The 25,194-nt window shown below is 69.4% G+C and carries 31 protein-coding genes and 1 pseudogene; 13 read left to right on the top strand and 19 right to left on the bottom strand.

The window, feature by feature from the left end; genetic code table 11:
* Nucleotides 1-43: 43 nt before the first annotated feature.
* Entirely contained in the window at nt 44-1,360 is a 1,317-nt protein-coding gene (locus ACUZ2Y_RS22560; protein ID WP_476321979.1) for a hypothetical protein, read from the bottom strand.
* A gap of 71 nt (nt 1,361-1,431) precedes the next feature.
* On the opposite strand from ACUZ2Y_RS22560, the gene ACUZ2Y_RS22555 reads away from it, so the two are divergent.
* Nucleotides 1,432-2,343, top strand: a complete 912-nt coding sequence (locus ACUZ2Y_RS22555; protein WP_476321977.1) for a 1,4-dihydroxy-2-naphthoyl-CoA synthase — start codon at nt 1,432-1,434, stop codon at nt 2,341-2,343.
* Here the strand turns inward: ACUZ2Y_RS22555 and ACUZ2Y_RS22550 are convergent.
* Entirely contained in the window at nt 2,337-3,233 is an 897-nt protein-coding gene (locus ACUZ2Y_RS22550) for an arylamine N-acetyltransferase family protein (protein ID WP_476321975.1), read from the bottom strand. The two genes, ACUZ2Y_RS22555 and ACUZ2Y_RS22550, sit on opposite strands and share 7 nt — an antisense overlap.
* A gap of 30 nt (nt 3,234-3,263) precedes the next feature.
* Here ACUZ2Y_RS22550 and menE point away from each other — a divergent pair, with 30 nt between their 5' ends.
* The 9 genes and pseudogenes from menE to ACUZ2Y_RS22505 all read left to right on the top strand — a co-directional run bounded on the left by menE (nt 3,264) and on the right by ACUZ2Y_RS22505 (nt 10,181).
* Nucleotides 3,264-4,394: an o-succinylbenzoate--CoA ligase gene (gene menE, locus ACUZ2Y_RS22545; protein WP_476321973.1), complete on the top strand. Its 1,131-nt coding sequence runs from the start codon at nt 3,264-3,266 to the stop codon at nt 4,392-4,394.
* 5 nt (nt 4,395-4,399) lie between these two features.
* The gene (locus ACUZ2Y_RS22540; protein WP_476321971.1) at nt 4,400-4,546 is read left to right on the top strand and encodes an AzlD domain-containing protein; all 147 of its coding nucleotides are present in this window, start codon (nt 4,400-4,402) and stop codon (nt 4,544-4,546) included.
* 91 nt (nt 4,547-4,637) lie between these two features.
* Entirely contained in the window at nt 4,638-5,537 is a 900-nt protein-coding gene (locus ACUZ2Y_RS22535) for a helix-turn-helix domain-containing protein (RefSeq protein WP_476321969.1), read from the top strand.
* The gene (locus ACUZ2Y_RS22530; protein WP_476321967.1) at nt 5,503-5,676 is read left to right on the top strand and encodes a DUF397 domain-containing protein; all 174 of its coding nucleotides are present in this window, start codon (nt 5,503-5,505) and stop codon (nt 5,674-5,676) included. Before ACUZ2Y_RS22535 ends, ACUZ2Y_RS22530 begins: the two co-directional genes overlap by 35 nt.
* 30 nt (nt 5,677-5,706) lie before the next feature.
* Nucleotides 5,707-5,841: pseudogene (locus ACUZ2Y_RS22525) on the top strand (DUF397 domain-containing protein); the annotation flags it as partial.
* Between the two features lie 304 nt (nt 5,842-6,145).
* Nucleotides 6,146-6,619: a hypothetical protein gene (locus ACUZ2Y_RS22520; RefSeq protein ID WP_476321965.1), complete on the top strand. Its 474-nt coding sequence runs from the start codon at nt 6,146-6,148 to the stop codon at nt 6,617-6,619.
* A gap of 538 nt (nt 6,620-7,157) precedes the next feature.
* Complete coding sequence (locus ACUZ2Y_RS22515; RefSeq protein WP_476321963.1) at nt 7,158-8,027, top strand: hypothetical protein; 870 nt, start codon at nt 7,158-7,160, stop codon at nt 8,025-8,027.
* Nucleotides 8,028-8,052: 25 nt separating this feature from the next.
* Nucleotides 8,053-8,622, top strand: a complete 570-nt coding sequence (locus ACUZ2Y_RS22510) for a hypothetical protein (protein WP_476321961.1) — start codon at nt 8,053-8,055, stop codon at nt 8,620-8,622.
* A 98-nt stretch (nt 8,623-8,720) separates the two neighbouring features.
* The gene (locus ACUZ2Y_RS22505; RefSeq protein WP_476321959.1) at nt 8,721-10,181 is read left to right on the top strand and encodes an ice-binding family protein; all 1,461 of its coding nucleotides are present in this window, start codon (nt 8,721-8,723) and stop codon (nt 10,179-10,181) included.
* 67 nt (nt 10,182-10,248) lie between these two features.
* On the opposite strand, the gene ACUZ2Y_RS22500 is transcribed toward ACUZ2Y_RS22505, so the two are convergent.
* Nucleotides 10,249-10,650, bottom strand: coding sequence for a winged helix-turn-helix domain-containing protein (locus ACUZ2Y_RS22500; RefSeq protein WP_476321957.1), 402 nt, complete (start codon nt 10,648-10,650; stop codon nt 10,249-10,251).
* Nucleotides 10,651-10,716: 66 nt separating this feature from the next.
* On the opposite strand from ACUZ2Y_RS22500, the gene ACUZ2Y_RS22495 reads away from it, so the two are divergent.
* Nucleotides 10,717-11,589 carry a 1,4-dihydroxy-2-naphthoate polyprenyltransferase gene (locus tag ACUZ2Y_RS22495; protein ID WP_476321955.1) on the top strand — a complete coding sequence of 291 codons (873 nt, stop codon included), beginning with the start codon at nt 10,717-10,719 and terminating at the stop codon, nt 11,587-11,589.
* Here ACUZ2Y_RS22495 and ACUZ2Y_RS22490 read toward each other — a convergent pair.
* The 15 genes from ACUZ2Y_RS22490 to ACUZ2Y_RS22420 all read right to left on the bottom strand — a co-directional run bounded on the left by ACUZ2Y_RS22490 (nt 11,582) and on the right by ACUZ2Y_RS22420 (nt 22,877).
* On the bottom strand, nt 11,582-12,172 hold the full coding sequence (locus ACUZ2Y_RS22490) for a GTP-binding protein (RefSeq protein WP_476321953.1): 591 nt from the start codon (nt 12,170-12,172) through the stop codon (nt 11,582-11,584). The two genes, ACUZ2Y_RS22495 and ACUZ2Y_RS22490, sit on opposite strands and share 8 nt — an antisense overlap.
* Nucleotides 12,150-12,506: a DUF742 domain-containing protein gene (locus ACUZ2Y_RS22485; protein WP_476321951.1), complete on the bottom strand. Its 357-nt coding sequence runs from the start codon at nt 12,504-12,506 to the stop codon at nt 12,150-12,152. Before ACUZ2Y_RS22485 ends, ACUZ2Y_RS22490 begins: the two co-directional genes overlap by 23 nt.
* A complete protein-coding gene (locus tag ACUZ2Y_RS22480; protein WP_187218506.1) occupies nt 12,496-12,930 on the bottom strand; it encodes a roadblock/LC7 domain-containing protein in 435 nt (144 codons plus the stop codon). Before ACUZ2Y_RS22480 ends, ACUZ2Y_RS22485 begins: the two co-directional genes overlap by 11 nt.
* Complete coding sequence (locus ACUZ2Y_RS22475) at nt 12,927-15,512, bottom strand: sensor histidine kinase (RefSeq protein WP_476321949.1); 2,586 nt, start codon at nt 15,510-15,512, stop codon at nt 12,927-12,929. Before ACUZ2Y_RS22475 ends, ACUZ2Y_RS22480 begins: the two co-directional genes overlap by 4 nt.
* Nucleotides 15,509-16,300 carry an ABC transporter ATP-binding protein gene (locus tag ACUZ2Y_RS22470; protein ID WP_476321947.1) on the bottom strand — a complete coding sequence of 264 codons (792 nt, stop codon included), beginning with the start codon at nt 16,298-16,300 and terminating at the stop codon, nt 15,509-15,511. Before ACUZ2Y_RS22470 ends, ACUZ2Y_RS22475 begins: the two co-directional genes overlap by 4 nt.
* Complete coding sequence (locus ACUZ2Y_RS22465; RefSeq protein WP_476321945.1) at nt 16,297-17,184, bottom strand: ABC transporter permease; 888 nt, start codon at nt 17,182-17,184, stop codon at nt 16,297-16,299. Before ACUZ2Y_RS22465 ends, ACUZ2Y_RS22470 begins: the two co-directional genes overlap by 4 nt.
* Nucleotides 17,181-18,182 carry an ABC transporter substrate-binding protein gene (locus ACUZ2Y_RS22460; RefSeq protein WP_476321943.1) on the bottom strand — a complete coding sequence of 334 codons (1,002 nt, stop codon included), beginning with the start codon at nt 18,180-18,182 and terminating at the stop codon, nt 17,181-17,183. The genes ACUZ2Y_RS22465 and ACUZ2Y_RS22460 overlap by 4 nt, the downstream gene beginning before the upstream one ends.
* A 338-nt stretch (nt 18,183-18,520) precedes the next feature.
* Complete coding sequence (locus ACUZ2Y_RS22455) at nt 18,521-18,964, bottom strand: hypothetical protein (RefSeq protein WP_476321941.1); 444 nt, start codon at nt 18,962-18,964, stop codon at nt 18,521-18,523.
* Nucleotides 18,961-19,401 (bottom strand): hypothetical protein, encoded by a 441-nt coding sequence (locus ACUZ2Y_RS22450; protein WP_476321939.1) that lies wholly within the window; start codon nt 19,399-19,401, stop codon nt 18,961-18,963. The genes ACUZ2Y_RS22455 and ACUZ2Y_RS22450 overlap by 4 nt, the downstream gene beginning before the upstream one ends.
* A complete protein-coding gene (locus ACUZ2Y_RS22445; protein WP_476321937.1) occupies nt 19,398-20,222 on the bottom strand; it encodes a WXG100 family type VII secretion target in 825 nt (274 codons plus the stop codon). The genes ACUZ2Y_RS22450 and ACUZ2Y_RS22445 overlap by 4 nt, the downstream gene beginning before the upstream one ends.
* Complete coding sequence (locus tag ACUZ2Y_RS22440) at nt 20,219-20,572, bottom strand: hypothetical protein (protein WP_476321936.1); 354 nt, start codon at nt 20,570-20,572, stop codon at nt 20,219-20,221. Before ACUZ2Y_RS22440 ends, ACUZ2Y_RS22445 begins: the two co-directional genes overlap by 4 nt.
* An 84-nt stretch (nt 20,573-20,656) precedes the next feature.
* Nucleotides 20,657-21,772 carry an L-cysteine desulfhydrase Cds1 gene (gene cds1 / locus ACUZ2Y_RS22435; RefSeq protein ID WP_476321934.1) on the bottom strand — a complete coding sequence of 372 codons (1,116 nt, stop codon included), beginning with the start codon at nt 21,770-21,772 and terminating at the stop codon, nt 20,657-20,659.
* The gene (locus ACUZ2Y_RS22430; RefSeq protein ID WP_476332010.1) at nt 21,769-22,122 is read right to left on the bottom strand and encodes a DUF1304 domain-containing protein; all 354 of its coding nucleotides are present in this window, start codon (nt 22,120-22,122) and stop codon (nt 21,769-21,771) included. The genes cds1 and ACUZ2Y_RS22430 overlap by 4 nt, the downstream gene beginning before the upstream one ends.
* Nucleotide 22,123: 1 nt before the next feature.
* Nucleotides 22,124-22,417: a DUF4229 domain-containing protein gene (locus tag ACUZ2Y_RS22425; protein ID WP_476321932.1), complete on the bottom strand. Its 294-nt coding sequence runs from the start codon at nt 22,415-22,417 to the stop codon at nt 22,124-22,126.
* Entirely contained in the window at nt 22,407-22,877 is a 471-nt protein-coding gene (locus ACUZ2Y_RS22420) for an Lrp/AsnC family transcriptional regulator (protein WP_476321930.1), read from the bottom strand. The genes ACUZ2Y_RS22425 and ACUZ2Y_RS22420 overlap by 11 nt, the downstream gene beginning before the upstream one ends.
* Before the next feature lie 147 nt (nt 22,878-23,024).
* On the opposite strand from ACUZ2Y_RS22420, the gene ACUZ2Y_RS22415 reads away from it, so the two are divergent.
* Nucleotides 23,025-23,231, top strand: a complete 207-nt coding sequence (locus ACUZ2Y_RS22415; RefSeq protein ID WP_476321928.1) for a BldC family transcriptional regulator — start codon at nt 23,025-23,027, stop codon at nt 23,229-23,231.
* Between the two features lie 65 nt (nt 23,232-23,296).
* Nucleotides 23,297-23,482: a hypothetical protein gene (locus tag ACUZ2Y_RS22410; RefSeq protein WP_476321926.1), complete on the top strand. Its 186-nt coding sequence runs from the start codon at nt 23,297-23,299 to the stop codon at nt 23,480-23,482.
* Between the two features lie 170 nt (nt 23,483-23,652).
* Here ACUZ2Y_RS22410 and ACUZ2Y_RS22405 read toward each other — a convergent pair whose 3' ends face one another.
* Nucleotides 23,653-25,134 carry a MinD/ParA family ATP-binding protein gene (locus tag ACUZ2Y_RS22405; protein WP_476321924.1) on the bottom strand — a complete coding sequence of 494 codons (1,482 nt, stop codon included), beginning with the start codon at nt 25,132-25,134 and terminating at the stop codon, nt 23,653-23,655.
* Nucleotides 25,135-25,194: the final 60 nt, after the last annotated feature.

The raw sequence follows: 25,194 nt of genomic DNA, 5'->3' as shown, positions 1-25,194 counted from the left end.
GGGCGACTCATTTGCCGGGAGGGGCGACTCGCGGGGGTGGGGGTCACGGGAGGGTGGGGGCTGGGAACAGGACCTGCGTGCGCAACGCCCAGCGGGCTATGGAGGTGCCCGCGTCGGTGAGGCCTACGCGGCGGGCGTTCCAGTCGGCGTCGAGGGCGTCGAGGGTTCGTAGGGTTCTGAGGAAGCGGGAGCCCGCTTCGCGGGCGTGGTCCTCGCCAAGGGGGAGGCCCGCTGGGTCGGTCCACGCGTCTTCGGTGAGGACGTGGGTGATCTTGGCGAAGATGCGGTCCGGGGCCATCCGGTCTTCCAGGAGCAGCGCGCCGAGGACTACTTCCTGGATGACGGCCACGGCGTGGCGGTCAGTGGCGACGACGGTCTCGCCGACGGCCATGAGCAGGGCGTCCGGGTCGTCGACAACAGTGTCGCCGCGGTCGGTGAGTAGGAGCCTGGGGCCGGCGCGCTCGACCAGGCCGAAGTCGGTGGCCAGTTCTCGCAGGAGGCGGATCGGGGGCCAGGCGGCCTCGCCGCGGCCCGACGACGGGGCTTCGCGGCAGGTGGGCATGAGCGCCGCGAGTTCGGCGACCAGGGCGGTGGGCAAATAGCCGCGTTCGGTGAGGCGCGCGCCCTTGCCCCGGCAGGCGTCGAGGAGGGTCTCCAACGCGGGGAGGTCGTAGCCCGCGGCCTCGGGCGGCCTGCGGACGTCGGGGCGCAGGCGGACCAGGACCTCGCGGCGGGTCTGGCTGCCGCGGCCGAGGATCCACGAGTCGAGGCGTTCGTCGAGGAGTTTGCCGAACCAGGTGTCCTCGCCGCTGGTGTCCGGGCTCATCAGCAGCCGCAGCACCAGCTCGACGCGTTCGGGCTCGTCGGCGGCGTCGGCGCGCAGGGTGCCCGCGTCGATGGCTTCCTCAAGCATCCGGCCCGCGGCGGCGCGGAGGGCCTGTTCGACGTCGCCCGCGTGATCTGACCAGGTCAGGGTGGGTGGGTCCGGCGGGTAGACACCGGAGGAGCGCCAGGCCCGCTCGACCAGGCCGCGGTAAAGGTGGTCGTCGCGGGCGGCGTCGAGGATGGCGTGGGTGACCTCGCCGCGGCAGAGGCAGGCGTAGTCGCGGTGGCCGAGGAGGTCGAGCAGCTCGGCGAAGGCCTCGCAGGTGTCGTGCAGGTCGTCGAAGGCCTCGGCGCCGTCGGGGCGGCGCGCGGCCAGCGGCAGCGTGCCCCACACCATCTGCTGGACCTCGTACCTGGTGACCTTGGTCGGGTGGGCCGCTGTCGCGCGCATCACCTGCCAGAGGGCGTGCGCGTGCTTCGCCGCGGTGTCGTCCCGCGCGCGAATCACTTCCAAGGCCGAGTCCAGGTCGTGCACACCACCAGCTTTACACGCCGACCCGCAACCCCGCGAACGACTGTCCACAGGTGCGCCGGCATGCTCGCGGTGTGGCTGACCGCGAGGTATCCGAGCTGTTCGACCCGACGCAGTGGCGCGAGATCGACGGTTTCGACTTCACCGACATCACCTACCACCGCGCCGTGGACACGGGCGCCGTGCGGATCGCGTTCGACCGGCCCGAGGTGCGCAACGCGTTCCGGCCGCACACGGTCGACGAGCTGTACCGCGCGCTCGACCACGCGCGGATGAGCTCCGACGTCGGCTGCGTCCTCATCACCGGCAACGGCCCGTCGGCCAAGGACGGCGGCTGGGCCTTCTGTTCCGGCGGTGACCAGCGCATTCGTGGCCGCACCGGCTACCAGTACGCCTCCGGCGACACCGCTGAGACGGTCGACCCGGCGCGCGCGGGCAGGCTGCACATCCTGGAGTGCCAGCGGCTGATCCGGTTCATGCCGAAGGTCGTCATCGCGGTCGTCCCCGGCTGGGCCGCGGGCGGCGGTCACAGCCTGCACGTGACGTGTGACCTGACCCTGGCCAGCACCGAGCACGCCCGCTTCAAGCAGACCGACGCCGACGTGGGCAGCTTCGACGGCGGTTTCGGCTCGGCGTACTTGGCGCGGCAGGTCGGGCAGAAGTTCGCCAGGGAGATCTTCTTCCTCGGCCGGACATATACCGCCGAGGACATGGTCAAGATGGGCGCGGTCAACCAGGCGGTGCCGCACGCGGAGCTGGAGGCGACCGCGCTGGAGTGGGCGCGGGAGATCAACGGCAAGTCGCCGACGGCGCAGCGGATGCTCAAGTACGCGTTCAACGCGATCGACGACGGCTTGGTCGGCCAGCAGATCTTCGCCGGCGAAACCACCCGGTTGGCCTACATGACCGATGAGGCCGTCGAGGGCCGCGACTCGTTCCTGGAGAAGCGCGACCCGGACTGGTCGCGCTTCCCGTACTACTACTGACCCGCCGCGGCTCGACGGCGGGCGCCCTTGCCTGCCAGGTACTGCTCGTGGTCGACGCAGAGCCGCTCCCACAGGGTTTCGCGGCGGTCGGGGCTGATCTCGGGGAGGGCCAGGCCGAAGACGTCGCCGAGCAGGCCGAAGTAGTCGCCGCGGTCGGCGATCTCGGTGTGGGTCACGCCGGCGGCGTCGGTCTCCTTGTACAGGCGCCCGCGCAGCTCGCGGATGGTCGTCGCGTCGCGGTTTGAGACCGTCACCACGCGGACGAAACCGGAGTCGGGGGACGTGCACAGGTGGTCGTGCTTTTCCACGAAGTCCTCGACCTTCGCCTCCGCCGGCGCGAAGTCCATGCCGAGGAACGACCCCCGTGCGTCGTGGTCGAGGCGCCAGCCGCCGGGGACGACCTCCGATGGCCGCAGCGCGAAGGTGTACGGGGTCTGTTCGTACACGCCTTCGGCCAGTGGGATCGGCTCGTGCATGCCATCGCCCAGGCCGGCGTCGACCATCCAGGGGCCGCCGTCGAGGCCGTGGACTTCGATCACCATGTGGTTGCCCGTGACGCCGGGCTGGTCGCCCTTGCCGCCTTGCACCCCGCCGACGCGCCAGTGGACGTCGAAGCCGAGCCAGTCGAGCAGGGTGCTGAACGCGCCGTTGAGGTGGTAGCAGTAGCCGCCTCGGCCGCGCAGCAGGTAGCGAAGGGAGTCGAGGGGGTCGACCGTGCGCTGCTCGCCGAGGGCGATCCACACGGTTTCGTAGGGCACTCGTTCGACCTGGGCTCGGTGCAGTTCGCGCAGTGTGTCCAGGGTCGCAGGCGGCGGGGTGCGTAAGCCGAGCCTTGTCAGGTAGGCATCGCGCAGCGGCGCGTTCACCTGTCGCCCCCAGGTTTTGGTCATCGCCAGAGGCTAGTGGTGGAAACTGTGTATATGCACGACCTGCGAGTTCTCGATCCGGACACATCCGAGTTCATGAAGGCGCTGCGCGCGGCCCTGGACGGCTCGGGCCCCGCCGTGCTCCCGGTCGCCAAGGGACAGTCCGGTGAGGACATGGCGCCGGACGAGCCGCTGGAACCCGACACGGCGTTGATCGTCCGCACGTCCGGCTCGACCGGCACCCCGAAAGGCGTGCTGCTGTCCGCGGCGGCGTTGCGCGCGTCGGCGGAAGCGACCCATGAGCGTCTGGGCGGACCGGGGACCTGGCTGCTCGCCATGCCCGCGCACCACATCGCCGGCGTTCAGGTGCTGGTGCGGTCGATCGTGGCGGGCACCGAGCCGGTGGTGATGCCACGGACCGCGTTCCGGCCCAAGGTCTTCACCGAGTCGGCCTCGGACGCGCTCGGCGCGCTCGGCCCGGTCTACACCGCGCTGGTCCCGACGCAGCTCACCCGGATCGTCGAGGGCGGCGGCGACGCGCTGGCCGCGCTGCGCTCCTTCGACGCCGTGCTCGTCGGCGGCGCGGCCGTATCGGCGTCGACTCTGGAGCGGGCGCTCGACGCGGGTGTCCGCGTCCGCACCACCTACGGGATGTCGGAGACGGCAGGCGGCTGCGTCTACGACGGACTCCCGCTGACCGGCGTGGACGTGCGGATCGCCGACGGTGTGATCGAGCTGAGCGGCCCCATGCTGGCCCACGGCTACCGGTTGGATCCGGCGGCGACCAAAGAGTCCTTTGTGGATGGATGGTTCCGCACCTCGGACACCGGCGAGTGCCGCGACGGCAAGCTCGAGGTCTTGGGCCGCGTCGACGACCTGATCAACACTGGCGGGGTGAAGGTCGCGGCCACCGCCATCGAGCACGTCCTTGCCGCACAGGAAAACGTCCGCGAGGTCTGTGTGGTGGGCGTCGCCGACGCGGAGTGGGGACAACGGGTCGCGGCGGCGCTGGTGCTCACGGGCCCGGTCGACGAGGACGCCCTGCGCTCGGCCGTCCGCGCGGCGCTCGGCCCCGCCGCGGCACCCAAGGACTTCCTGATGGTGGCCGAACTTCCCGTGATCGGACCGGGAAAGCCCGACCGGCGCGCGCTCATCGACTTGTTCACCCTTAATTCGCGCTGCTGACCCCGATGGGACAGCTGGATCTGCGGCTGGCGAATTTCGCGCTCTGGGTGGCCGTTCCGACGCTGCTGCTGGCGTGGCGCACCAAGAGTTTCCACCTGACGATCCTGTTCGGCATCGGTGCGCTGGCCATCGTCCGGTTGGTGGCGGGGTGAGTTGTTCCCGGGCCGGGAACGCCTAGCGCGATGGGGTGGAATCGGCGTTCGGGGACACCGGGTGGCACGGGAAGTCCCTAGCGTGTGGGGAATGGGAGCGAGAAACCGGGCCGGCGTGCGCGAGCTGGGCGATCTGTTGCGGGAGCACCGGGAGGCGGCGGGGCTGACGCTGCGGGACCTCGCGCCCAAGTTGGGGCGGTCCATCGCGCATCTGCACCGGATCGAGACGGGGGTGCGGGGCACCACCTCGGAGACTGAGGTGGTGCATTACCTGGCGAGCTGTGAGGCTCGGTATCAGGACGTGGAACGGCTGATCAAGGTGTGCCGGGAGGCCGCCGATGACCGGGGCTATTGGATTGCGCCCCACGGGCAATGGATGACGGACTCCCTGCGATCCCTGATCTTCCACGAGGCAACGGCCGACCGGTGCGTGAGCTACCAACCCGAGGTGATCCCGGGACTACTCCAAACCGAGCCCTACATCCGCGCGCTCTTCGCGCGGGAGGACATCTCGGAAGCCGCGCGGGAACGGAAGGTGGGCTCGCGGTTGGACCGGCAGCGAATCCTGTTCCGCAACAACCCCGCGAAGTTCACGTTTTTCGTGCACGAACGGGCGTTGCGGCTGGAGGTCGGGGACTACCGGATCATGGCCGAGCAGTTGCTTGCGATGGTGTTCTTCGCCGACCAGCGGAACATCACCATCCGGGTGGTGCCTTCGGCGACCCGGCACCGGGGGCTCTTCGGGGGATCGTTCCTGCTACTCGCCTATCCCCGGTTCCACTCGCTCGTCTTTCTCGATGGCCTGGTGACCGGCCTGTTCATCGAAGATCCCGAGTATGTGACTGCCTACCGTTCACTCCTCCCGCAGATAGCCAAGGCCGCGCTGAGTGCGGGAGAATCCCGGGTGCTGTTCGCCGAACTGGCGGACACGTACGACCGGGCGGAAGGCAGCTGGGATGACGAGTGCCAGGTGGCGCAAGAGCAGCTTTAGCAGCGGTTCGGAGAACGACTGCCTCGAAGTGTCTCTGGAGGTGGAACGGGCGCGCGTCCGCGACTCGAAGAACGCGGCCGGGCCCATACTCGCCGTCGATGCCTCGACCTGGCAGACGCTCCTGAGGTGGGTGGGATGACCCAGTGGCGGAAGAGCAGCTTTTAGCAGCGGTTCGGAGAACAACTGCGTTGAGGTGTCCCTGAAGGTGGCACAGGCGCGCGTCCGCGACTCGAAGAACGCGGCCGGGCCCATACTCGCCGTCAACGCCTCGACCTGGCAGGCGCTCCTCCAATGGGTCAGATAATTCACCATAGAGGCTATTGAGCCACACCCGCAACACCGCAAAGTGACGATAAATTTCGGATCTTCCCCAATGGCTTAACCCTGAGCGATTCAGTAACAAGGCTCAGCGGATCCCGATTAACCTTATGCGAGCGAAAGCATGCGGTATTCGACTGCCGACTTGCGCGCTCTTGCCGAAGGCTGCGGTCGTCTCAGATCGCCCTTTGATCATCGCCTCAGGCGGCCGTTTCCGGCATCAGCGTCTCGTTAACCCACGACGGGCCTTTTCCTTCCGTTGTGACATGAAGTGAAGTCGGGAGTTCCACATGAGATCCACCATCAAGCGGCGTTCCACCGTCATCGTGGCCACCGTCGCAGCGCTCGCCCTCGGCGGCGGGATCGCCTACGCGTACTGGACGTCCACCGGCTCGGGAACCGGCGCGGCGAACACGGGTGTGAGCACGGCCTTCACGGTTGCCAGTTCCGCACCGACGGGCCCCGCGCTGACCCCGGGCGGGTCGGCTCAGACCGTCGCGTTCTCGGTGACCAATCCCAGCACCGGCAGCCAGACGCTGTCGAGCGTCGTGATCACCGTGGCGAACGCGGACGGCACCGTGTGGACCGCGGTCGCGGGCTGTTCCGCGGCTGACTACACCGTGGCCACGCCGGTAATCACCTACGGGCAGATCGCCCCGGGCGGCGTCGCGAACGGCACCGTCAACATCTCGATGAACAACCTGCCCACGAACCAGGACGCCTGCCAGGGCGTCACCGCTCCGCTCTACATCCGCGCCAGCTGACCGATCTCTCGGAAAGCCGAGGTGTGAGATGAGCAGGACACTCAAGCGCGGTTTGCTCGCGCTGAGCGGGACCACGGGGGTGGCCCTCATAGCGGTCACCCCCGCCCTCGCCGCCTGGACGTCAAGCGGGATCGGCTCAGCAGGCGGACAGACAAGCACGCTGTCCGCTCCGACGAGCGTGACGGTTCCGGTATTCAGCTCACCGAATGTTCCGGTGAGCTGGACGGCGTCCTCCGGGCCCACAATTCCCACCGGGTATTACGTCACCCGAATGGGGATCGGGGGCCCGGCCGCGGCGTGCGCTGGTGTGCTGATCATCGGGACTTCGTGCACCGATTCAGGCGTCGTGAATGGCGAACATTCTTATTTCGTCACCGCCGTCTATCGATCTTGGACAGCGGCAGGCAGGGCGAGCGGAATTGTCACGGTGACCACGGCATCCGTGCTCGCATTCACCACCCAGCCGCCCTCCGTGGCGTCCATGGTTTCGATTACCCCTTCGGTCACAGTGCAGCTCCGCGATTCGGGCGGTGCGGCGGTGTCAACCGCGGGAATCTCGGTGACCATCGCCATCGGGGCCAACCCGAGCGGCGGCACGCTCTCGGGAACCAAGACGGCACTGACCAACTCGGCCGGTGTGGCCACCTTCGCCGGGCTCTCGATCGACAAGGCGGGCGCGGGCTACACCCTCACGGCAACCAGTACCGGCCTCACCTCCGCCACCAGCAGCGCGTTCACGGTGACCTTCGGTGCCGCGGCCAAGCTCGCCGTCACCCAATCGCCGACAAACTCGTTCGCCGGGACCGCGTTCTACAGCCAGCCGGTCGTCACCATCCAGGACTCGGCAGGCAACACCGTGACCAATGCGACCACCACGGTCACGGTCACCGCGGCCGGAGCCGGGCTGACCTGTGCGGCCACGGCGGCGGTCAACGGGATCGCCACGTTCACCGGGTGTCTCGCCGCGAACCCGGGGACCTACACGCTCACGGCGAGCGCGGGAGCCCTCACCAGCGCGGTCAGCGCGTCGTTCACCGTGGTCGCCGCCCCCACCAACCTGGCGTGGAGCGGCCAGACCGCCTCGGGGGCCTGCACGGCCACGTCCGGCAGCACGTCGTTCGCCCTCACTTACAACCTCTGCGGCCTTGGGACCATCACGTTCACCGCCCGGGTCAGTTTGACCAACGCCGGCGGTGCCGTGATGACGAACCTCGGCCCCACCGCAACCGTGTCGTTCGCCGTCACGGCCGGCAGTGCCACACCGACGACCGTGACCATTCCGCACGGCGCGACGGCCTCCACCACGACCGTCACGCTCTCGTACGGCGGCCTGGCCGGCACCACCACGATGACCGCGAGCACACCGGGGCCGACCTCCGCGACCGCGAGGCTCAACCGAACCATCTGACCACGCACAGCTGAAAGGAGTGACCATGGACTGCACAGTTCTCGCGGGCACCGGTTCGCCGCTGCTCTCGCTGCTGGCGGTGGCGATCGGCTTGCTGATCGTCGGGGCGCTCCTGGCCCTGACCGCCCGCGCCCGCCGCGGTGTCGGCCCGGCCGCCATCGTGCTCGCGACACTCGCCGCCGGTGTGCTGGCGACCGGCCTCGGCTCGTCGCCCGCGGCGGCACAGCCGGGCTGTCCGGGATGGCCGGGCGACGGGAAGCTCACGCTCGTCCAGACATCGACGATGACCGGGCTCGCGCCGGGCATCGCACCCGCGGCGATCACCGGCACGATCACCAACCACGGCAGCGAAGCCGTCCACGTCACCGAAGTCACCGTCAGCATCGTGGGCGTGGTCATCGCGCCCGGCGCCGCGGCGGGGCCGTGCGACGCGACCGACTACCTGCTGCTGGAACCGCGGATGCCGGTCGGGCGGACTGTGCAGCCGGGCGGGGTCGAACCGTTCTCCGGTGCGGCCATCGGGTTCAACAACACCTCCGCCAACCAGGACGCGTGCAAGAGCGCGCGCGTCGACCTTCGATACCTCAGCTGGTAAACGCACTGCGATGTAAGGAATGTCTAACTATGGACAGACAGCGAATTGCAAGAACCGGCTACGCCCGATGGACCGCGCTGACTGGGCTGGTTGTCGTGGTGAGCGTGTTCGTTCTGACCGGGATATTGGCCGGCGCACCCCGCGCCTTGGCGGCGGAACCCCCCGTGGGGCTGGGCACGGCGGCGTCCTATTCGGTCCTGGGTGGACAGACGGTGACCAACACCGGTCCGAGTGTGCTCAGTGACAACCTCGGTGTCAGCCCGGGAACGGCGATCTCCGGGTTCCCGCCCGGCATCGTCGGCGGCACCATCCACGCCGGCGACGCCCACGCGGCACAGGCACAGTCCGATCTGGTCATCGCCTACAACGACGCGGCAGGCCGGGCGCCGACCGGGCTCGTCGCCGGGGATCTGGTGGGACAGACCCTGGTCTCGGGTGCGTACAAGTCAAGTGGACCGCTGGCGGTCAGCGGCACGCTGACCCTCAACGCCCAGGGCGACCCGAACGCGGTGTTCATCTTCCAGGTCGCCTCGACCCTGATCACCGCCACCGCGAGCAACATCCTGATGATCAACGGCGGGAACGCCTGCAACGTGTACTGGCAGGTCGGAAGCTCCGCGACGCTGGGCACGGCCTCGACGTTCCGCGGCACGATCATGGCGCTCACCTCGATCAGCGTCACCACCGACACCGTCGTCTACGGTCGCGCGCTGGCCCGCAACGGCGCGGTCACCTTGGACAACAACACATTCCTCACGCCTGACTGCTCCCCCACCACGACGACGACGACTGACACCACCACGACCACCGACGACACGACGACAACGACCGACGACACAACGACCACTGACACGACCACCACAACCGACGACACGACCACCACCGACACGACCACCACAACCGACGACACGACCACCACCGACACGACCACCACAACCGACGACACAACGACCACTGACACGACCACCACAACCGACGACACGACCACCACCGACACGACCACCACAACCGACGACACGACCACCACCGACACGACCACCACAACCGACGACACGACCACCACCGACACGACCACCACAACCGACGACACGACCACCACCGACACGACCACCACAACCGACGACACGACCACCACCGACACGACCACCACAACCGACGACACGACCACCACCGACACGACCACCACAACCGACGACACGACCACCACCGACACGACCACCACAACCGACGACACGACCACCACCGACACGACCACCACAACCGACGACACAACGACCACTGACACGACGGACACCACCACGTCGTCCGAGACGACGACGGCGATCTCGTCCACCACCACGGGGGCCGGGTCGAGCACGACCACCTCCGGGCAAGCCGCGCTGACCGGAACCACCGGCCAGTACTACGGATCCGCCCAGTCCGGTGGAACCGGCCCGCTCGCCACCACGGGCGTCAGCCCGGCATTCGGTTCCCTGATCGCGATCGGCAGCCTGCTCTTCGCCCTCGGCGGACTGCTGCTCCTGACGAGCCGCAGAAGCACCCGCCGGGTCACCGACTGAGGCCGATCACTTCGGGGTCCACCGTGTTCGTTCGCTATTTCGATGATCGCGAACAGCGGCCGGGATGTCACCGGGTCACGAGGGCCTCGATGCCGTCAAGCAAACGGTTGAGGCCGAGGACCAGGTCGCGGGCCGCCTCGTCGACCTCCATCGGCGCGGCGGCGGTTCTCGTGCGCAGGTCGAACCGGGCGGCGAGCGGGACCGGGGCGACCGGGTCCATCAGGCGGTCGTTCGGCCGGACCACGCTGCCGAAGCCGTGCCGGGTCTCGACCAGCCCCCAGCCGCGCAGGTCCTCGATGGCCCGCACGACGGTGACCCGGCTGACCTCCAGGCGACGCGCCAGGTCCCGTTCGGAGGGCAGCAGCGAGCCCACCGCGAGTCGCCCGCTCTCGATGGTGCGCCGGATCAGGTCCGCCACCTGACCGGTCTTCGACCCGACGGCCCGATCGAGGTCGGCCGGTCTCCACATCAGTCCAGTATCCCGAGATTGCGGGGTGGCCCCGGGCGCGGCGATCCCGTCTACCAAGATGGGGGCATGGCGACAGTCGCGGAATGGGTCCAGGGCGCACGGGTGCGGACGCTGCCGAACTCGGTCGCACCGGTGTTGGTCGGTGCGGGCGCGGCGGCGGCGCTGGACGGGTTCTCCTGGTGGAAGTCGCTGCTCGCGCTGGTGGTGGCGTTGTCGCTGCAGGTCGGGGTGAACTACGCCAACGACTACTCCGACGGCATCCGGGGCACCGACGACAACCGGGTCGGGCCGCTGCGGCTGGTCGGGTCCGGGGTCGCCACGCCGTCCTCGGTGAAGCTCGCCGCGTTCGCCTGCTTCGGCATCGGCGCGTTGGCGGGGTTGGTGTTGGTGATCGCGAGCGCCGAGTGGTGGCTGCTGGTTGTGGGCGTGCTGTGTATCGCGGGGGCGTGGTTCTACACCGGCGGGTCCAAGCCGTACGGGTACTCCGGGTTCGGCGAGGTCGCGGTCTTCCTGTTCTTCGGGCTCGTCGCCGTCCTTGGCACGCAGTACATCCAGGCCGGGACGGTCAGCTGGGCGGGCCTCGCCTGCGCGGTGTCGATGGGGTCGTTCTCGGCGGCGGTGCTCGTCGCCAACAACCTCCGCGACGTGCCGACCGACCGGGTCGCGGGGAAGACCACGCTGGCCGTGCGGCTCGGTGAGGAACGCACGCGGGTGCTCTACGCGACCCTGGTGGCGATCCCGTTCGTGGTCAGCGTCGCCCTGGCGACGCAAACCCTGTGGGCGCTCGCCGGCTTGATCGCCGCGGTCCTGACCGCGCCCGCGCTGAAGCTGGTCCTCGGCAAGGCGACCGGACCCGCGCTCATCCCGGTGCTCAAGCAGACCGGGCTCGCCATGCTGCTCTGGGCGGTCATCACCGCCCTCGCCGTCGGGCTCAGCTAGCCGCGGCCCGCGCCTTGGCGAAAGTGTTGCGCAGCACCGCCAACAGCGCGTCGCGCACGGAGAGCTTGTCGCGGGCGTCGAACATGATCAGTGGGACCTCGTCGGCGATGGCCAGCGCCCAGCGGATGTCGTCGGGCTCGTGGGCGAGTTCGCCGCCGAACATGTTGACCCCGACCACGAACGGCAGACCGGCCTTCTCGAAGTAGTCGACCGCCGGGTAACAGTCGTCCATCCGTCTTGTGTCGACGATGACCAACGCGCCCAACGCGCCACGCACCAGGTCGCCCCACATGAAGCCGAAGCGGTCCTGGCCGGGAGTGCCGAACAGGTACAGCTTCACCTCTTCGTCGATGGTGATGCAGCCGAAGTCCATGGCGACGGTCGTGGTCGTCTTCGCCGGGACCGCGCCCGCCCGGTCGATCTGCGCGCCCACCGACGTGATCGCCGCTTCCGTCGTCAGCGGCGAGATCTCCGAGATGGCGGCCACCGCGGTGGTCTTGCCGACGCCGAACCCGCCGGCGATGACGATCTTGACCGGTGCCGGCGGACGCTGCGGGCGCTCAGCGGATGGCTTCGAGTCCACGAATGACCCTTTCGATCATGCTGAGATCCTGGGCCGGGGTCGCGCCCGGCCGGCGGAGGACGACGTATCCGAGTTCCGCCAGATCGGCCACCAGCACCCTGGCCACCCCGATGTGCAGCTTGAGCGACGCGGCGATCTCGGCGACGGACATGGTCTTGCGGCACAGCGCGATGATCTCCCGCCGCTCGAAGGCGAGACCGGAGTGCGCCGCGGTGCCGAGGCTGCTGGACATCACCTGCGCCTCGATCTCCAAGGTGTCGTCCACCGGCTTGGCCCGACCCGCGGTGAGCAGGTAGGGCCGCAGCGGCGAGACGTCCGGTCGGCTATCCGACACTGTTCTTGAGCTCTTCGATCAGCTGCGGGGTCAACACGGCGCTGGCCCGGTTGGCGAACATCGCCATCTCGTAGGCGATGGTGCCCAGGCTCGCCTCCTTGGTGGCGAGCACGCCGAGCGAGCAGCCGATGCTGATCGTGCAGACCAGCAGGTAGCCGCGCTCCAACTCGATGATCACCTTGTCCGGCTGGCCCAGCGGGTGGCTGTCGGACACCCCGTTGGCCAGCCCGAGCATCGCCGAGGAGATCGCCGCGAGCCGGTCGGCGTTGGCCCGGACCAAGTCCGCGGACATCGCGATCAGCAAGCCGTCGGCGGACACCGCGATCGCGCCGATCGCGCCCGCGGTGTTCTGGGTGAACCTGCTGACCAGCCAGTTGAAGTTCTGCGCATCGACGCTGATCGCGGGTGCCGGCGGCCTGCTCATCTTGTGCTCTCTCTCCTCGGACTCGCCACTGGGTGCGGGGCGGTTTCCTGGGGTGTGACGGTATCCGTAACGATGGCCGCTTTCGCCAGTCCCAAGGCGAATTTGTCGAACTCGGCCCGTTCCGACTCGGGATCTCGTCTGCGCCAGGCCCGCACGGCCGGTGGCGCGGACGCGACGGACGCCGGACGCAGCCCCGGCGCGAGGTTCTCGCCGGGCACCCGCCTGCTCAGCCCGCCGCGCGACGACGACGGCGGCGGGTCGGCGGCGCGGGCGAACGCGCCGTGGAAGTCGTTGAGCGCCGCGCGGGCGGCGTCCGGGTCGTGGCGCGGCCTGCTCTGCCGGGGCGCGGGGGGCGCCCCGGGCAGCTGCGCGCCCGCGACCCGGCGGTTCAGGCCGCCGCGCGACTCGGTGGGCCGGTCTTCGGCCTGGAGGAACCCCGAGTGGAACTCGTCCATCGCGGCGCGCGCGGCCTGCGGGTCGCGCTCGGCGGGCGGGATCGCGGGCTTTGGGGTCGCGGGCTTCAGCGTGTCGCCTGCCTGCTGGGCGCCCGCGACTCGACGGCGCAGGCCGCCACGCTCCGGTTCCGCGGGCGGCGGGGGCGTGGGCTCGGCTTGGTCGCCGAAGAAAGTCGGGAACCAGAAGAATCCGTCGGTCCGACTGGCGGGCGGGATCTCGAAGCCCGGCATCAGCGGCAGCACCGGCTGGTGGGCGGGCTCCGGTTCCACGACCCGGCGCAGATAGGACCCGACCGCGATGTGGACGCGCGCGGTCACACCGCCGCCCGGCGTCGAGTCCAGCTCGACGCGCAGCGAGTGCCTGCGGGCGAGCCTGCCGACCACGAACAGGCCGAGCACGGTGGTCGGGACGATGTCGAGCCGCTCGCGCTCGACCAGGCGCCGGTTCTCCTCGGCCAGCTTCTCCGGCGGCAGGCCGATGCCGTGGTCGACGATCTCGATCACGCAGGTGCCGTCGGCCTGGAACCTGGCGCCGACCTCGACGTCGGTGTTCGGCGGGGAGAACGACGTCGCGTTCTCCATCAGCTCGGCGAACACCAGCACCAAGTCGGCGCCGATGTCCGCGGCGAGGGTGACGTCGGAGATCGCCCCGAGCTGGACCCGCTGGTACTCCTCGATCTCGGCCAGCGCGGACCGCAGCGCGGTGGACAGCTCGATCGGCCCGGAGAGCCTGCCCCGGTCCGCCGTGCCCGCGACGACGAGGAGGTTGTCGGCGCTGCGGCGCAACCGGGTGGAGACGTGGTCGAGCCGGTAGAGGCGTTCGAGGAGCCGGACGTCCTGCTCGTCGCGTTCGAGTTCGTCGACCAGGGCCATCTGCCTGCCGACGAGGTTCTGCGTGCGCTGCGCGACGTTGACGAACATCAGGCTGACGTTGCGCCGGGTGAGGGCCTGCCGTTCCACCAGCGAGGACGCGGTGGTCTGCACGCGGTTGAACGCGGCGGCGAGCTTGCCGATCTCGTCGTCGCTGGCGACCTCGATCTCCGCGAGCCGGGGCGCCTGCACCTCGGCGACCTCGGTGTCGGTGACCCGGACCAGCTCGGTCTCGGCCAGGTCGGCGACCGACGTGGCGGCGTCGGTGAGTCTGCGCAGCGGGTCGGAGATCGAGCGGCTGACCCGGATGGCGAGGACGGCGACCAGCCCGAGCAGCAGCGCGGCGCCGAATCCGACGCTGTGGGCGAGCAGCCCGGCTTCCGACGCGCGGTCCGTGGCGGCCGTGGTGACCTGCTCGGTCACCTTGTCCTGGGCGACCCGGCGCATCCGGGACTGGTTCTGCACGGTGGCGAGGGCGTCGAAGATGAACGACTCGCCCGCGTTGGCGTCGGGGTCCAGCGGCAGCCGCGCGGCCAGGGCGGCCACCTCGCGGGCCACGTCGCCCTGGTCGACGGCGACGACGATGCCCGCGTGCTCGACGTCGGCCTGCTGGACGAACCGCTCGGTCAGCATCCGGGCCTGCGCGGAAGCCTTGTCCAGCAACACCTGCCCGGTGGCCGGGTCGATCGCGGTGGCGATGATCGCCATGCCGTAGAGCTCGTTCTCCTCGTTGGCCCGCAGCAGCGAGTCGAGGACGGTGAGCTGCCGGGTGCCCTCGGCGTCGCTGGTTCGCTGCGGCGCCAGGCGAAGCGCGTCGAGGATCGCGCCGATGACCGCGTGGTAGGTGCGGGCCACCGCGTCCGGCGAGATGCCCCGGCGCAGCGCGCTCTGCCGCAGCTCGCGCAGCGAACCGATGCGCACCAGGGCGGAGGCGAGTTCCTCGGTGCCCTCGCCGTCGAGGGAGTCGCGCGCGGCGGCGGCCGCGGAGTCGACGGCCCGATGCTGGCGGACGAGGTCGGTGTTGTCCCCGCTCGCCGACGCCAGGTAGCCGGCGGTGAGCAGGCGTTCGCGCTGCAGCTCCCACACCAGGCCACCGAAGTCCTGGGCGCGGCCGGCGACATCCGCGGTGTGGCTGGCGGAGCGGGCGTCGCCGATCCCGCCCGCGACGAACGGGACAGCCACGAGGACCACCGCGGTGAGCGGGACCAGGAGCAGGACGTTGAGCCTGCCCCGGATGCCGAGCCTGCCCAGGATCATCGTTCACCTGCCGTCACCCGGGCCGTGTAGGCCCGGTGTTGGGCGCGGACGATGTCCTCGATCGACGCGCGCAGGGCCAGGAAGTCGGGGTGGCGCTTGACATCGAGGTCGCGGTCCTCGGGCAGCGCCACGGTGATGTCGGCGGCGACCCGGCCCGGGTCACATGCCAGGGCAACCACCCGGCCGCCGAGGAACACCGCCTCCTCGACGTCGTGGGTGACCATGAGCACGGTGGTGCCGGTGTCTTGCCACACCTGGCGGACGAGGACCTGCATGTCCTCTTTGGTCTGCACGTCGAGCGCGCCGAAGGGCTCGTCGAGCAGCAGGACCTCGGGCTCGCACGCCAACGCCCGGGCGATCGCGACCCGCTGCTGCTGCCCGCCCGAGAGCTGCCGGGGCAGCGCATGGCGGAAGTCGGTCAGGCCGGTCTCGGCCAGGTGCCAGTCGACCCGGGCGGCCCGGTCCTCCGGCGTGATCGGGAGCAGCTCCAGTCCGAATGCGACATTGCGCTCGACCGTGCGCCACGGGTACAGCGTCCCCGCCTGCGGCACCAACCCCCGGTCCGGCCCGGGGCCGGTGACGTCGACGCCGTCGAGGGTGATCCGGCCCTCGGTCGGCACGTCGAGCCCGGCGACGAGCGAGAGCAGCGTCGACTTGCCCGAGCCGCTCGCGCCGACGACGCACACGAACTCGCCGGAGGCCACGCGGAGATCGACACCGTGGAGCGCGCGGACCGTGGCTCCCCTCGCCCGGAAGTCCTTGCCGACGCCGGAGAGTTCCAGCTTCATCCGGTCCACCGTCCGACCTTGTTGCGCACCAGGCGAAGCGCGACGTCGATCAGCACGCCGCAGAGTCCGATGACGACGAGCACGGCGAAGATCTTGTCGGTCTGCAGGAACCGCTGGGAGCGCACGATCCGGTAGCCGAGGCCCTCGGTCGAGTTGACCAGCTCGGCGACCACCACGAAGTTCCACGCGGCGGCGGCGTTGACCCTGGCCGCGTCGATGATCCCGGGCAGCGAGTGCGGCACGATCACCTTGCGCAGCACCTCACCCCGGCGCGCGCCGAGTGTGTACGACACGTCGATGAGCGGGCGCGGCACGCCGCGGACGACGTCGGCGATCATCAGGGTGTTGAAGAAAACCGTGCCGATGAACAGCAGGGCGATCTTGGACGGCTCGCCCAGGCCCATCCAGATGATCAACAGCGGGATGAACGCGCTCGCGGGCAGGTAGCGCAGCACGCTGATCAGCGGCTCGAACAACGCCTGTCCCGCCCGGAAAGTCCCCATGACGATCCCGACCGGCACCGACACCGCGACGGCCAGGCCGAACCCGAACAGCACCCGCCTGCCGGTGGCCCAGAGGTCGGCGAACAGCTCGCCGGACTCGGCCATGCCGATGCCCGCCGCGAGCACCGCGCCCGGTGAGGGCAGGAACCGCGACGGGACCACGCCACTCGCCGCGAGGATGACCCACGCGAGGAACGGCACGGCAAGCGAGAGCACCCCCAGGGTCAGGCGCGACCGGCGGGAGATCGGGGCACGAATCGTGAGCAGCGGCCAGGTCCGCCCGGGGCGCTGCCTGCGGGGCAGCGGGCGCCATCCCTCCCGGCCGGACCGGGAGGGATGACTGGTGTCGGTCAGGTCGGCACCGACGGCGAGCGGACTCACTCCGGGACTGCCTTGACGAACCGGTCGTCGAGCAGGCCGTCGAGGGCCGGGCGCTCCTTGACCAGGCCGGTGGTGAGCATGAAGTCGACGATCTTGCCCGCCTGGTGGTTCAGGTGCGCGGGCGTGGTGCCCGGGGTGAACGCGTCGAGGTTCTGCTGCCGGGTGAAGATCGTGGTGCCCGCGTCGTAGGAGCGGTACTCGTCGGCGGTGACCCCGCCGCGCTTGGCCATGATGTCGGTGGCCGGGCCCTTGTTGTCCCTGATCCACCGCACCGTCTCGAACCAGGTGTTCACCAGGGCCTGGACCTCGGCGGGGTGGTCCTTGACGAACTCGGCGGTGAACACCAGGTGGTCCGGGATCGCGCCGGGGAACTCCGCGGAGGTGGCGACGGCCCGGCTGCCCGGGCGTTCGAGCGCCACGCTGGTGAACGGCGCGAAGGCGCCGACCGCGTCGACCTGGCCCGCGGCGAACGCGGCGGCCGCGGCGTCGGTGGCCAGCGGGACCAACTCGATGTCCTTCTCCGTCAGCTTCGCCTCGGCCAGCGCGAGGAGGAGCAGGTAGTGGTCGACGGTGCCCTGTTCCACGGCCACCTTCTTCCCGCGGAGATCGGCGACGCTGACGATCCCCTCCGCGGCGATGATCTTGTCATTGCCGGTGGAGTTGTCGTTGACCAGGACGATCTTCTGCTGGGCGCCGCCGCTGACCGAGGCCAGCGTGTCGTTGAGGGTCTGGCTGTTGGCGTCGATCGCGCCGGTCGCCAGGGCGTTGAGGCTGTCGGTGTAGCTGTCGAAGTACTTCAGCTCGACGGTCACGCCGTTCTTGGCGAAGAACCCCTGCTCCTGCGCGACCTGCCACGGGAACCAGCCGGGCCAGGCGCTGAACCCGAGCGTCACCTTCTTCTCGGACTCGGCGGCTTGCGACGTGCAGGCCGTCGCGCCGGACACGACGAACAGGCATAAGACAGCGGCGATGAGCCTGCTGACCGAACTGGACCTCACTGCGACTCCAGGGGAAGACGAACGGAAACAGCGGCTAGTCGGCCGACTATCGCGCGGCGAAATGCGGCAATTCACTCTAGGAAGAAGTGGGAATGCATTCGTCCACACTAGAGTCGATGCCGGACTCCGTCATCAAACATCCCCGTCCAACCCGATGAACCTCGGCCGTACCGAACCCTAACGGGGTACGGGACGGCCGACCAGGGACCGCGCAGTGGATCTCACCCGATCGGACTATCGGCGCTAAAGCATGTCACTATGCGCAATTATCGACTTATTAGCGAGAACGCCCCCGCGGCCCCCTGAAAGTGACCGGGATTACTGTCCACTCCCGCCGTTTAGGGGTTGCGCGCAGGCTGATTCCGCCTTCTACGAATTACCATCAAAAGAATGGGAACGGTGACGAGAAGTGTCGCGCCGGTGAAGAACAGCGGATGCCGGGTGATCAGCCGCAGGTCGGCGGCCCATCCAGTCCACACCGTCAGACCGCCCTGACACTTGATCACCGCGCCGCCCGGGAACCACGGGCGCAACTCGGTCACCGCGCCGAACGCGCCTTTGCTCGATCCGATCTCCATGGCCTCCTCGGCGCCGCCGTCGGGCGTGACCGTGCAGCCGCGCGCACCGGCCTTGCGCTGCACGGCGACCGTGTCGCCGCTCCACTGGTAGATCGCCGGGTCGCGGACGGTGCCGGACACGTACGTGCCGCTGAACGCGCCGATGGCGTAGACCACCGCGTAGAGCGCCAACAGCGCCCCCGCCAGCGCCAGTGCCCGCTTCACCAGGCGTCTTCGCGGAGCACGATGCCATCACCAGCACCGCCGCCGTCCGAACGACCAGACCGCGAACGGCCCGCCCCGATGACCTCGTCGGCGGAGTGGCCTTCCTCCAACAGCGCGTATGCCTGCCGCAGCTGCGGCAGACCGGACTCCAGCGCCTCGCGCACACCCGGCTCCCCCGCCGCCCGGCCGCTGGTGATGTCGCGCCAGGTCAGCTCGCCCGCGTCGATCCGGGCCTGCAGGTCGCGCAGCGCCTTGGGCGCGTCGGCGCCGCGGGCGTGCTCGGAGATCGCCTTGATGTCCTCGTCGGTGAGGCCGTCCTGCGGCTTGTCCGCGAACTGCTTCTCGACACTGGCGAGCTTGGCGTCGAGCGTCGCCAGCGCGACGTCGAGGCTCGCCTCGGCCTCGCGGAGCCGGACGCTCTTCCAGTCGTCGTTCATCGCGCTCCTCCGATGGGCTGCGGTGTTCCCTGCCGGTTCTGGGTCGACGGGTCCGGGCGGTTCGCGCCCGCGCCGACCGAGGCCGCGCCGTCGCTGATGTCGCCCTTGGCGTCGGAGACGTCGTTGGCCGAGTTGATGGCGTCGTTCAGGTTACGGACGTCTTTGATCTTCATCAACGCCGAGCCGAGGTCGCGGACACCGCTGACGACCGCCTGGCAGCCCTCGATGATCTGCTCGATGCCGCGGATGATCTGCATGACCGCGTTGTAGATCTCGATGGCGTCGATGACCATCTTGACCGCGCGGGCCCACCCGACGATCGGGATCGGGATCAGCGCGATCGCCTCGATCAGCTTGTTGACCAGCTTCTTGATCAGCTTGAGCGCGAGGTCGCAGGCCTTCTTCGAGGCCTCGGCGACCTTCTCGAACGCGGTGCCGACGAGCTTGGCGGCCTGCGCGTCGGCCTCGATGCCGACCGTCCACACGGTACGGATCAGCAGCTCGAACTTCCGCGCGGCGGCGCCGTCCCAGTGCGGGTCGAGCTCGTCGAGACCGGTGTTGAGGTTGTCCCGAACGGACTGGAGGGCCTCGGAGATGTTCTCCCACTGCTTGCCGGTGGCGGAGATCTTCTCGAAGTCACCGGTGATCGGCGTGATGATCGAGCTGACGAGGTCGTCGCCGACGACCTGCTCCCAGATCCAGTTGACGACCTGGACCTGCGCGCCCGCGTCGCGGATCGCGTCTTCGACCTTCAGGCCACCCGCGATGGTCTCGGCGTTGTTCAGCGCGACGGCCGGGTCGACGGTGTCGTCGTAGCTCATCGCGCACCCACCGTCGGGACGCCACTGGCCGCGGCGGACCGCTGAGTGTCCACAGTGGTCAATCGGCCGCACGACGTGCGGTCGGCCGTCTCATACGCGGCGGCGGCGCTTTCCAGCGAGACCTTGACGTTGCCCAGCTTCTCGTTGGCGAACTGGAGCGTCTCACCGTAGAGGCCGACGACGCCGTCGACCACCGGAACCAGCAGGCTCAGCAGGCCGGTGAAGCCGCTGGTGTCGCCGCCCTGGCTCCGAGCGTGGTCCTCGATCGTCTTGAAGTGGCCCGCGTTGCGGTCGAGCAGACCCGCATAGCCGCGCAGCTGCTCCGGCTCGACCCTGAACTGTTCGCCCATCGGTGGGTGCTCCTGACATGTCCCGTGTATGCCAGGGTTGACGGCCGCCTTGGGACGTCGGTTCCCACCGGGTGTCAGGGCTTTTCAGTTGCGAATTGTCGGGAGCCTGTCCTCATGCCACTCGCCGGTGGCCAGGAAGTGCCGCACGAACTCCTGGTACGGCTCGATATCGAGACCTTGGGCGGCGACCCAGGAGTCGTCGTAGTAGGTGTGCGAGTAGCGCTCGCCGCCGTCGCACAGCAGGGTGACCACGCTGCCGGACACCCCGGCCGCCCGGAGTTCGGCGATGATCTGGAACGCGCCCCACAGGTTCGTCCCGGTCGACCCGCCCGCACGGCGGCCGATCAGCTCCTCGACGACCCGGATGACCGCGATCGACGCCGCGTCCGGCACCTTGATCATCCGGTCGATGACCTGGCCGAGGAACGACGGCTCGACCCGCGGCCTGCCGATGCCCTCGATGCGCGAGCCGCGGCTGCCGGTCAGGTCCGGCTCGGTGTCGCGCCAGGCGTCGAAGAACACCGAGTTCTCCGGGTCGACGACGGCCAGCCGGGTGTCGAGGGCGCGATAGCGGATGAAGCGGCCGATGGTCGCGCTGGTGCCGCCGGTGCCCGCGCCGACCACGACCCACGCGGGCTCCGCGTTCGGCTCCTTCGCCATCTGCTCGAAGATCGACTCGGCGATGTTGTTGTTGCCGCGCCAATCCGTGGCCCGCTCGGCGTGGGTGAACTGGTCGATGTAGTGGCCACCGAGCTCGTCGGCCAGCTTGCGCGACTCGGCGTAGATCTGGCCGGGCTCGTCGACGAAGTGGCAGCGGCCGCCCTGGCGCTCGATCAGCGCGATCTTCTCACGACTGGTCGTGCGCGGCATGACCGCGATGAACGGCAGGCCCAGCATCCGGGCGAAGTACGCCTCCGACACCGCCGTCGAGCCCGAGGAGGCCTCGATGACCGGGGTGCCGTCGACGATCCAGCCGTTGCACAGGGCGTAGAGGAACAGCGAGCGGGCCAGGCGGTGCTTGAGCGAGCCGGTCGGGTGGGTCGACTCGTCCTTGAGGTAGAGCTGGACGTTCCACTCCAGCGGCAGCGGGAAGGGCAGCAGGTGCGTGTCGGCGCTGCGGTTCGCGTCCGCCTCGATGATCTTGATGGACCGGCAGACCCAGTCCCGGGTCTTGGCGCTGCACCGGTCGACGGCGGTCATCGCGCGAGCAGGACGAGCACCAGCGCGATCGCCGCGGGCACCGTCTGGACGAACAGGATGCGGAACGACACCGTCGCGGCGCCGTAGAGGCCGGCGATCATCACGCAGATCAGGAAGAACACCTGGAACGACAGCGAACCCGCGGCCAGGCCGTAGAACAGGCCCGCGGCCAGGAAGCCGTTGTAGAGCCCCTGGTTGCCCGCCAGCATGGCGGTCTCGGCGGCGAACTCGTGCGAGGTCCCGAACGCCCGGCGGCCGAACGAAGTGTTCCAGAGGAACATCTCCAACACGAGGATGTAGACGTGGATCAGGCCGACCAGCCCGACCATGACTTTCGCGGCGGTGTCCATCTCAGTCCTCATCCGGTTCTTCGCCGCGCAGCTCCGCCCGGAGGCGGTCGCGTTCTGCGTAGCGGTCAGCGAGGCCCGCGGTGACCCGGTCGTTGAGGCTTCGGAACAGCAGCATGCCCAGCGGGAACCCGACGACCACCGCGATGGCCACCGAGACCAGCAGCGGGAGGTCGAAAAACACCAGGATCCCCGTCACGGCGCCGACCAGGGCGATCCGCGCGAGCGTGTAGAGAGCGATGTCGCGCCCCAGGTGCGCGCCGGGCTTGTCCTGCACGGGCTGGACGTTACTCGGCATGGGCGCTCCGTTCCTCGTCGACGGTGTTCGGCCTGCCCTCGAACCGGGTCGACAGCACCACGGTCGACCTGGTGCGCGCGACACCCTTTATCCGGCGCAGCCTGCTCAGCGACCGCTCCAGGTCGTCCACAGTAGCCACGCGGACCTTGACCACGAAGGACTCGTCGCCCGCGACCCGGTAACAGGACTCGACCTCGTTCAGCTCGGCCAGGGCGTCGGCGACATCCTCGTCGTCGGCGGTGTCGGTCGGGTGGATCGAGACCAGCGCGGTGACGTCGAGTCCGACGGCGCGCGGGTCGACCATGGCGTGGTAGCCGGTGATCACGCCCGCGGACTCCAGTTTGCCGACCCGCTCGTGCACCGCCGACGCGGACAGGCCCACCTGCCTGCCGAGATCGGCGTAGGTGACGCGGCCGTTGGTGCGCAGGGCCGCGATGATTCGGCGATCGACAGTGTCCACGGCGAAAGCCTACGATGCCGCCCGCGCGTGTCCGAACCGGCCGTTTTGTCCCTTACTACCTCTTTACCATCACCCAACCGTTCGAGTACCCGACGGGCGAGATGCCACGATGATCCCGTTTGGTCGACTATCAAGGAGGCGGCGAAGGTGACCGTTGGCCACGTGGGGGAACGCCTGCTCACCCCGGGGGAAGTGGCGGCCCTGTTCCGGGTCGACCCCAAGACCGTCACCCGGTGGGCCACGGCGGGCCGCATCGGGTCCATCCGCACACCCGGCGGACACCGCCGGTTCCGGGAGACCGAAGTCCAGGCGCTGCTGGCCGAGCTCACCACCGAGGCGACGGAGCACGCGTGACCGCGCGTCCCCAAAATCCGGACAAACGGGCTAACCTCGTGTTCTAGGCTTTCGGAGGTGCCTCAATGACTTACCTGCTGGCCGCTGTCAGTGCGATCACCATCGCGGTGCTGATGTGGAAGGCCTTCGGCCCGCGCGCGGCCGAGGCCACCACGACACGCACCGCGATCGCCCCCGACGACGACCCCGACTTCCTCCGCAAACTCGGCGAGAAAACCCGCAAGCGCCCCGAAGAAGACCCACCCGCCTAACCGCGAGTCGCCCCCTCAGGCAAATGAGTCGCCCCCTCGGGCAAGTGAGTTCGACATTCGCGCATAGTGCCCGGCAACCGATGGACTGGTTGTCGGGCACTTGTGCTGCGCGAATGTTGAATTCAGTTGCCTGAGGGGGCGACTCACTTGCCTGGCGGGGCGACTCGCGGTTAGCGGGGGAAGTCGTCGGCTACGGTGGCGGCCATTTCGAGGAGGGCGAGGCGGGTTTCGGGGGCCAGGCGGTCCAGTTCGATCTCGGCGCCCTCTTCCAGGTGCGGGTCGAACGGGATGCGGCACACCGCGCGGCAGCGGGACCCGAAGTGCTGGGCCAGCTTGTCCAGGTCGACCGAGCCCGACTTCGGGCGCACTGAGTTGATCACCGCGACGGAGCGGGAGACCAGGTCGCGGTAGCCGTGGGCGTCGAGCCAGTCCAGGGTGGCCGAGGCGCTGCGGGCGCCGTCCACCGAACCGGACGAGACGATCACCAGCGAGTCCGCGATGTCGAGGACACCCTTCATCGCCGAGTGCATCAGGCCGGTGCCGCAGTCGGTCAGGACGATGTTGTAAAAGTGTTCCAGCAGGGTGACCGTGCGCCGGTAGTCCTGCTCGCTGAACGCCTCCGACACCGCCGGGTCCTGCTCGCTGGCCAGCACCTCAAGGCGCGACGGGCCTTGGGAGGTGTAGGCGCGGATGTCGCTGTAGCGGCGGATCCGGTCGGCGTCGCGCAGCAGGTGGCGGACGGTCGCGGTGGTCTCCAGCGGGATCTTCTGACTCAGGGTGCCGCGGTCGGGGTTGGCGTCCACCGCGATGACCCGGTCGCCACGCAGCGACGAGAACGTCGAGCCGAGCGTGGTCGTCGTGGTGGTCTTGCCGACGCCGCCCTTGAGGCTGAGCATGGCGATCTTGTAGCACCCGCGCAGCGGCTGGTTGACCCGGCCGATGAGCTCACGCCTGCGCACGTCCGTCGGGCTCTCACCCGGGTTGATCAGGTGGCCGCTGGCCACGAAGACCGCCTTGCGCCAACCGGACTGCGGCGCGCGCTTGGTCTGCTTGATCAGGCGGGCGGAGGACAGGTCGTGGCCGTGGCCACCGTCCTGCGGCCTGCCCGCCTGCGGGTAGCCGTATGGCTGGCCCTGCGGGTAGGGCTGGCCCATCTGGTTCGGGCCGGACTGTCCGGGGTTCACGAGGTGCGGACCGGATTGGCTCGGGTTCACGTTGTGGGGGCCCGACTGGTTCGGGTTCACGTGGTGCGGACCGGACTGACCGGGGTTGACCTGGTGGGGGCCGGACTGGCTCGCGCTCACCTGGTGCCGACCCGACTGACTCGGGTTCACCTGGTGGGGGCCCGACTGGTTCGGGTTCACCTGGTGCGGACCGGACTGACCGGGGTTGACCTGGTGCGGACCGGACTGGCTCGCGCTCACCTGGTGCCGACCCGACTGACTCGGGTTCACCTGGTGGGGGCCCGACTGGCTCGGACCGGTGGCGGACGACGCCTCCGGGTGGCCGGTCGAGTCCGTCGCGGCGTCCTCGTCCAAATGGCTCGCGCCCCGGTCCGCGGACGGGCCGAAGTCGTGCCCGTCGCCCTGGGTCTCAGGACCGTTGTTCGGCGGCCGCCAGGCCAGGTCCGACTCTTCTCGGCGTCCAGTCACCCGTGCGACTCCTCCTGCACCCGACAGCGGAAAATCCCCGTTCTCCGTGTCGACGGTAAC

It is taken from the genome of Actinokineospora sp. UV203, assembly GCF_056323665.1.
This window is presented reverse-complemented; position numbering and strand designations above follow the sequence as displayed.

Coding starts and splice junctions, on each gene's coding strand:
- ACUZ2Y_RS22550 (WP_476321975.1), bottom strand. CDS start 3,233: ATGACCAAAACCTGGGGGCGACAGGTGAACGCGCCGCTGCGCGATGCC.
- menE (WP_476321973.1), top strand. CDS start 3,264: ATGCACGACCTGCGAGTTCTCGATCCGGACACATCCGAGTTCATGAAG.
- ACUZ2Y_RS22540 (WP_476321971.1), top strand. CDS start 4,400: ATGGGACAGCTGGATCTGCGGCTGGCGAATTTCGCGCTCTGGGTGGCC.
- ACUZ2Y_RS22535 (WP_476321969.1), top strand. CDS start 4,638: ATGGGAGCGAGAAACCGGGCCGGCGTGCGCGAGCTGGGCGATCTGTTG.
- ACUZ2Y_RS22530 (WP_476321967.1), top strand. CDS start 5,503: ATGACGAGTGCCAGGTGGCGCAAGAGCAGCTTTAGCAGCGGTTCGGAG.
- ACUZ2Y_RS22520 (WP_476321965.1), top strand. CDS start 6,146: ATGAGATCCACCATCAAGCGGCGTTCCACCGTCATCGTGGCCACCGTC.
- ACUZ2Y_RS22510 (WP_476321961.1), top strand. CDS start 8,053: ATGGACTGCACAGTTCTCGCGGGCACCGGTTCGCCGCTGCTCTCGCTG.
- ACUZ2Y_RS22500 (WP_476321957.1), bottom strand. CDS start 10,650: ATGTGGAGACCGGCCGACCTCGATCGGGCCGTCGGGTCGAAGACCGGT.
- ACUZ2Y_RS22495 (WP_476321955.1), top strand. CDS start 10,717: ATGGCGACAGTCGCGGAATGGGTCCAGGGCGCACGGGTGCGGACGCTG.
- ACUZ2Y_RS22480 (WP_187218506.1), bottom strand. CDS start 12,930: ATGAGCAGGCCGCCGGCACCCGCGATCAGCGTCGATGCGCAGAACTTC.
- ACUZ2Y_RS22475 (WP_476321949.1), bottom strand. CDS start 15,512: ATGATCCTGGGCAGGCTCGGCATCCGGGGCAGGCTCAACGTCCTGCTC.
- ACUZ2Y_RS22470 (WP_476321947.1), bottom strand. CDS start 16,300: ATGAAGCTGGAACTCTCCGGCGTCGGCAAGGACTTCCGGGCGAGGGGA.
- ACUZ2Y_RS22450 (WP_476321939.1), bottom strand. CDS start 19,401: ATGAACGACGACTGGAAGAGCGTCCGGCTCCGCGAGGCCGAGGCGAGC.
- ACUZ2Y_RS22445 (WP_476321937.1), bottom strand. CDS start 20,222: ATGAGCTACGACGACACCGTCGACCCGGCCGTCGCGCTGAACAACGCC.
- ACUZ2Y_RS22440 (WP_476321936.1), bottom strand. CDS start 20,572: ATGGGCGAACAGTTCAGGGTCGAGCCGGAGCAGCTGCGCGGCTATGCG.
- cds1 (WP_476321934.1), bottom strand. CDS start 21,772: ATGACCGCCGTCGACCGGTGCAGCGCCAAGACCCGGGACTGGGTCTGC.
- ACUZ2Y_RS22430 (WP_476332010.1), bottom strand. CDS start 22,122: ATGGACACCGCCGCGAAAGTCATGGTCGGGCTGGTCGGCCTGATCCAC.
- ACUZ2Y_RS22425 (WP_476321932.1), bottom strand. CDS start 22,417: ATGCCGAGTAACGTCCAGCCCGTGCAGGACAAGCCCGGCGCGCACCTG.
- ACUZ2Y_RS22410 (WP_476321926.1), top strand. CDS start 23,297: ATGACTTACCTGCTGGCCGCTGTCAGTGCGATCACCATCGCGGTGCTG.